This is a genomic window from Ralstonia sp. OTU4908 (assembly GCF_038440115.1).
Classification (GTDB): domain Bacteria; phylum Pseudomonadota; class Gammaproteobacteria; order Burkholderiales; family Burkholderiaceae; genus Ralstonia; species Ralstonia pickettii.
Genome location: NZ_JASATD010000072.1, coordinates 1 through 5,893 on the forward strand (window position 1 = coordinate 1; position 5,893 = coordinate 5,893).

At 63.1% G+C, this 5,893-nt stretch carries 6 protein-coding genes; 1 reads left to right on the forward strand and 5 read right to left on the reverse strand.

Annotated features, from left to right (window positions below):
• The 5 genes from AAHM38_RS25065 to dinB form a co-directional block, all read right to left on the reverse strand.
• Positions 1-703, reverse strand: a 703-nt coding sequence (locus AAHM38_RS25065; RefSeq protein WP_342234397.1) for a DUF1016 N-terminal domain-containing protein, incomplete at its 3' end; no start/stop codon positions are given.
• On the reverse strand, positions 700-1,899 hold the full coding sequence (locus tag AAHM38_RS25070; protein WP_003056225.1) for a tyrosine-type recombinase/integrase: 1,200 nt from the start codon (positions 1,897-1,899) through the stop codon (positions 700-702). The genes AAHM38_RS25070 and AAHM38_RS25065, both read right to left, overlap by 4 nt.
• A 282-nt stretch (positions 1,900-2,181) precedes the next feature.
• Positions 2,182-2,472 carry a DUF1488 family protein gene (locus AAHM38_RS25075; RefSeq protein WP_009240810.1) on the reverse strand — a complete coding sequence of 97 codons (291 nt, stop codon included), beginning with the start codon at positions 2,470-2,472 and terminating at the stop codon, positions 2,182-2,184.
• Between the two features lie 532 nt (positions 2,473-3,004).
• On the reverse strand, positions 3,005-4,435 hold the full coding sequence (locus AAHM38_RS25080) for an amino acid permease (protein WP_009240811.1): 1,431 nt from the start codon (positions 4,433-4,435) through the stop codon (positions 3,005-3,007).
• Between the two features lie 191 nt (positions 4,436-4,626).
• Positions 4,627-5,700, reverse strand: a complete 1,074-nt coding sequence (gene dinB, locus AAHM38_RS25085; protein ID WP_116576558.1) for a DNA polymerase IV — start codon at positions 5,698-5,700, stop codon at positions 4,627-4,629.
• Here dinB and AAHM38_RS25090 point away from each other — a divergent pair.
• Positions 5,687-5,893 (forward strand): hypothetical protein (locus tag AAHM38_RS25090; protein ID WP_342234398.1); only part of this gene is annotated, 207 nt, incomplete at its 3' end. The genes dinB and AAHM38_RS25090 overlap by 14 nt on opposite strands.

The following is a 5,893-nucleotide window of genomic DNA, read 5'->3' on the forward strand; positions in this document are numbered from 1 at the left end:
GCCGGATCAAGGCGGCCTCCAGATCGGACTCCGAATACTCGTCCTTGAGGTCGAGGAACTCCAGCACATAGGGGTCTTTGATGGCATCGCCGGGCGCGACGGCATCTTCGGGCTTGGCCACCGCGCCCTTGGCCAGCATCGCCGCCTTGTTTTTCGACAGCGCCGTGCGCTCGTAGAACTGGCTGCCGATCTGCCGATCCAACTGGCGCACGCTCCAGCCGCCGCGCAAGGCCTCGGCTTCATAGAACTGGCGCGCATGCTCGTCCTTGACCGACAACAGCCGCACATAGGCCGACCACGGCAGCGTGAAGACCTGCGCCAGCTCGTCCAGCCGCCAAGGCCGCACTGGCTCCGGGGAAGATTCGCCAGACACTGTCTGGCGAATTGGCCGGGTCAGAAAAAACGACCGCATCTGCTGCAGGTTCTGACGGCTGAAGCCACGGCCGAACTGCTGGGTGAGGTCGCTTGCCAGCCGCTCGATCAACTGCTCGCCATAACCCGCGCGCCGCTTGCCCTGTTGCTCGGCCTCCACGATGCGGCGGCCAATCTCCCAGTAGCTGGCCGTCATCAGCGCATTGACGCTGCGCGCTGCCGTCTGGCGCGCGGCATCGAGCAGATCCACGATGCCGCCGTGGATGCCGGCGTAGCCGGCAGGCACGGCGGCGGGTGCGACTCCCGCCATCGCAGGCGCCTTCTTGGTCATGCAGCCACCTCCGCAGGCCGCTGCGCCTCGGTGATCGTCTTGCGCCGGTTCGCCACCAGCTCGGCCGCCTTGCGCACCGGATCGTCCTCGGTGTGGACGTAGCGCATGAACATCGCCACGGTCTTGTGCGCCGTCAGCGCCATGCCGACCTTGACCGGGATGCCCGAGTTGGCAATGTCGGTCGCGGAGCGGTGGCGGATGCCATGCGTGCCGACGTGCGTGGCGCCCGCCGCCTTGAGGGCGCGGCTCCAGCCGCCGTAATACTCGCCCGTGGTCAGGTGCTTGCCGGGATGGCTTGGAGACGGCAGCACATAGGGAGTGCCTTCCTGCCGTGGCGCCGTCGAGAGCAGTCGATAGGCTTCCTCGCTCATGGGCTTGGACATGCCGCCCGTCTTGCTGTCCGGCCAGACCACGCGGCGGTTGTCCAGGTCCACCCAATCCCATCGGAGCGTCACGATTTCGGAGCGGCGGCCGGCGAACTCGAATTGAAGGCGGATCGCCAGCGGGATGACGTAGTTCTCCAGACCCTCGGCTTCGATGTGCTCCAGTCGCCGAAACAGCTTGCCCATGTCCTCGTCGCTGATGAGGTGGGTGGCCTTGCCGTTGGGGTACATCGGGACGTGGCGGCAGGGGTTGGTGCCGTCAGGCCGGTGGCCCCACACCTCGGCCAGGTTGAACATCTTGCGCATCACGCTGAAAGCACGGTTGGCCTCGGCCGGCTTGTGCGCCATCTTCTTCATCGCCGTGGCCACGTCCGGGCGCTTCACGTCCTGGACCTTCAAACGGCCCAGCATCGGAACGATGCAGCGGTCGATGACGGCCTGATACCCGCGCTGGGTGCTGGGCTTGTTGCGCTGCTTGGAGTAATCCTCCATGAACTTGGTACACAGCTCCTTGACCGTGGGGGCTGAACGGGCGGCGGCCTTGGCCGCGCTGGGGTCGCCGCCCCGGCGCACCTCGGCCAGCCATTCCTGGGCCAGCGAGCGGGCCTGCTCGACGGTCAGTTCCCCGTACAGGCCCAGGGCGGGCTTGCGCCGCTCGCCAGCGTTCGTGCGGTACTGGAGCATGAACACCTTGCGGCCCGCTGGTGTAACCTTGCACAGGAAGCCGGGCACCAGCGTGTCCCGGAGTTCGACGGCCTGCGCCTGGGGTTGTGCCGCATCGACTGCGGACTTGGTGAGCTTGAGTTTTGCCACGATGACTCCTCGGAAAGACCCGATTCCCAAGAGCCATGTAGGGGCCATCAGAGGGGAAGCCGGGTCAGGTTTCGGAAAGCACCGGCATATGTTGGACTCGCCTAAGTTATTGATAAACCTGCTGTATCGGGCTTCGGCGTAGTCCAGCAAAGTTCGGTGCTGGAGTCATGGTGAAATGAAAAAAGCCGGTCACAGGGACCGGCTTTCTTCAGGCGGCGGACACGGTGTCCGCCATGCAGAGTCATCGGCCAAGCCGATGTCTACGCGGGCAATCGAACGGACTCAAACCACGGCTATATGCGCGCGCTTGACCACGACCGGTTGCGGCAAATCCTCCAATCCGTGAGATCGCTGCACGCCGTCAGCAATCAGTACGCGCGCGGCATCCTGGATCCGCTCTTGACCAGCCTCGAAGGCTGCCTGAAGCGACAACACCTGATCACCTTCCAGGCCCTCCCAAAGCGCCTCACGCGTTGCCACGCAAGTCACCTTTTCGCCGTCGACGAGTGCGTCGAACAGCAGGCCTTCGTTGTTGATGTCGTACGCCTCTTTCTTTTCGAACTTGATTTCCATCGTCAAAGCCCTCCGATTGCAATGGACAACAACGCACACGCTGTTGCGTGGAAACCCTGCGGGGGGGCCGGCAAGGTTTCGTCAGACATTGTGTCTGGCTGCGCAAATCATTTTAACCACAGCTTGCGATGCACGTGCGAGCGCTATTTGCAGCGCAGCCAGCCAGCGAGCGGCGGCTTGAAGCCGCCATCCCAAGCGGCATCAGGCCTTGGGAGGCCCGCGGTCGAAGCTATGCTTTTTTGTCAGGGTCGCGCACGTGCCCGCTGAGCAAAGCAAAAGGCACATGCAAGGCCCGTGCCGGATACGAAGCCTAAGTACGCGCGCTAATGCAACCACATGGATTGCGACGCCTTGATGTCAGTGCCGGAAGCGCTGAAAACCGTGCCCTATAAAGTGCGCTGATTGAACGCAATACACCGGCGTTGTAATAGTTTCTCGCCGACTGAGGCCAGTTCTGCTCAGTCGGCGGCCCGAACGACAGTGTTTGGCTGCGTGGCAGCCATGTCGTCAGGGAATGGGCGCGCGTTTTTGATCAGTGCACCGTCTCGGAAACCGGTGCCGGTCCGGGCTCCGAACCGTGCAGCAGCGAACGACGGCGCGCGTAGCCGAAGTACACCACCAAGCCAATCAAGACCCACACCACAAAGGCGATCCAGGTGACAGCCTGCAGTTGGCTCATCAGGAACAGGCACAGGCCGATCGCCAGCAGCGGCACCACTGGCACGCCAGGGCAGCGGAAGCCGCGATGCAGGTCTGGACGGGTCCGGCGCAGCACCAGCACGGCCACGGCGATCAACGAGAAGGCGGCGAGCGTGCCGATGTTGATCAGTTCAGCCAGCACATTCAGCGGAACAAATGCGGCGATCAGCGCAAAGACAATCCCCACGACCCAGGTGTTGAGGAACGGCGTCGAGTAGCGCGGATGAATGTGCGACAGGCGCTTGGGCAGCAGGCCGTCGCGCGACATGGCGAAGATGATGCGCGTCTGACCGTAAGCCATCACCAGGATCACGGTCGTCATGCCAATGATGGCGCCCAGATCGACAAAGCCCGCCACCCAGTTTTCACCGGCCACTTGGAGCGCCAGCGACACCGGGTGATCCACGCCCGCAAACTTCGCGAATGGCACGATGCCCGTCATGATCGCGGCCACCACCACATAGAGGATCGTGCACACCGCCAGCGAACCAATGATGCCAATCGGCAAATCGCGCTTGGGATTGCGCACCTCTTCGGCCGCGGACGTCACCGCGTCGAAGCCGATGAACGCGAAGAACACGATGGCCGCAGCGCCAAACACGCCCTCCATGCCGAACGGCATGAACGGCTGCCAGTTGGCCGGCTGCACATGGCGCACACCCACGACGATAAACAACAGCACCACCGTCACCTTGATGGCCACCATGATGTTGTTGGCGCGGGCCGATTCGCGAATGCCGAACGACAGCAACGTCGTGATCAGCAGCATGATCACCAGCGCCGGCAGGTTGAACAGCGTCTGCACGCCCGGAATCGCGCCAGGCGCGGCCGTGAGCGCCACCGGGAGATGCAGGCCGAAGCCTGAAAGCAGCGACTGGAAATAGCCGGACCAGCCCACCGAAACAGCCGATGTGGCCAGGCCATATTCGAGCATCAGATCCCAGCCGATGATCCAGGCGACCAACTCGCCCATCGTGGCGTAGGCATACGTATAGATGGAGCCCGACACGGGAATGGTCGAGGCAAATTCGGCGTAACACAGCGCGGCAAAACCGCAGGCCAGCGCCGCGACGATGAAAGACAGCGTGAGCGCCGGCCCCGCTGTCAGCGCGCCGGTGCCGGTCAGCACGAAGATACCGGTACCGATGATGGCGCCGACACCAAGCAATGTCAGGTCGAGGGGTCCGAGGACTTTCTTCAGGCCGGTATCGCTGTGGCCCGCGCGGATCATGTGATCCACGTTTTTGGTGCGAAACAAACTCATTGACTGCGTCTCCTGTCTGCGTGCGGCCGAATGTGACGGCATGCACTGTCGTGCACGTGTGGTGCGCGGCGGCGGATTATGCAAAAAAGCGGGCATTTTACCCGCAGGCGACATTCCGCCCTTCTATCGCCATGAAGCAGACAGGAAAATAGGACAATTCGTACCCGATTGGCGGGCCGAGCGGTTCAATCTCAATCGGCGGCAGCAGGGTCTTCGGCAAACAGCAGTTGCTGGCGCGCATGCGCGTCGGACTCGTATAACCGCACGCCCACGCCCAGCAACCGGACGGGAATGCCGCGACGCTCAAACCCTTGCGCGAGCAATTTGGAGAACACCGGCAAGGACACCTGCGGCGAGATGCATTCCACCGTCGTGCCACGAAAATCGGCAAAACGAAGCTTGACGTAGGTTTTGTGGATCATGTTGCCGGCGCGAGCGCGCTCGACGCGGGCGGCCAGCTGCTCGACGAGAACGCTCAGCTCACGCTGGCAGTCATCGAGCGTGCGCAGATCGGTGGCGTAGGTTTCTTCCACGCTGACTGATTTGCGGATCTGCGAAGGCTGCACTTGCCGATGATCGATGCCGCGGCAAAGGTCATGCAGCCGGAAACCGAACACCCCGAAATGCTGCTGCAAGCGGTCGGTGCCCCAGGCGCGCAAGTCGCCGCAGGTCTCCGCGCCGAGGCGACGCAGCTTGGCCGCCGTCACCTTGCCCACGCCGAACAGGCGGTCGACGGGCAACTCCGCCACAAACCCGTCGATCTGCTCCGGCCGCACGACGAACAGGCCATCGGGCTTATTCCAGTCACTGGCAATCTTGGCGATAAATTTGTTGGGTGCAACGCCGGCCGATACGGTAATGCCGATCTCTTCACGCACGCGGCGGCGGATGTCTTCAGCGATGCGGGTGCCGCTGCCCGCGAGCAACGGGCTGTCGGTCACGTCCAGATACGCCTCGTCCAGCGAGAGCGGCTCCACCAGCGGCGTATAGCTGTGATAGATGGCGAAGATCTGGCGCGCGACCTGGCGGTACTTCTCCATGGACGGCGGCACGATCAGCAAGTCCGGGCAACGCTTGACAGCCTGCGCCATGGGCATCGCCGAATGGATGCCAAATTTGCGCGCTTCGTAGTTGCAGGTTGCGACCACGCCGCGGCGCTCAGGCCGCCCACCGACGGCCAGCGGCTTGCCTACGAGGCGCGGATCGTCGCGCATCTCGATGGCAGCGTAAAAACAGTCGCAGTCGCAGTGGATGATCTTTCGCACGGCACAAGGCCAGAACCGGCTGCGGGAGGCAGCATCGGCGTCGGGCTTGCTCGTTCAGGAGGAACGCAAGCCTATCAGCTTCCAACGGCTGCGCATGCAACGCCGCGCAACAATGCATTTCGCCGATATTGCGACGCAACATCGGCGATTGAGAGGAGCAAAAGAAAAGGTAATTCCCACCCAAACCGGACCA

Excerpts from the sequence above, each read along its gene's own strand:
- AAHM38_RS25080 (WP_009240811.1), bottom strand. The coding sequence starts at position 4,435 with ATGAGTTTGTTTCGCACCAAAAACGTGGATCACATGATCCGCGCGGGC.
- AAHM38_RS25075 (WP_009240810.1), bottom strand. The coding sequence starts at position 2,472 with ATGGAAATCAAGTTCGAAAAGAAAGAGGCGTACGACATCAACAACGAA.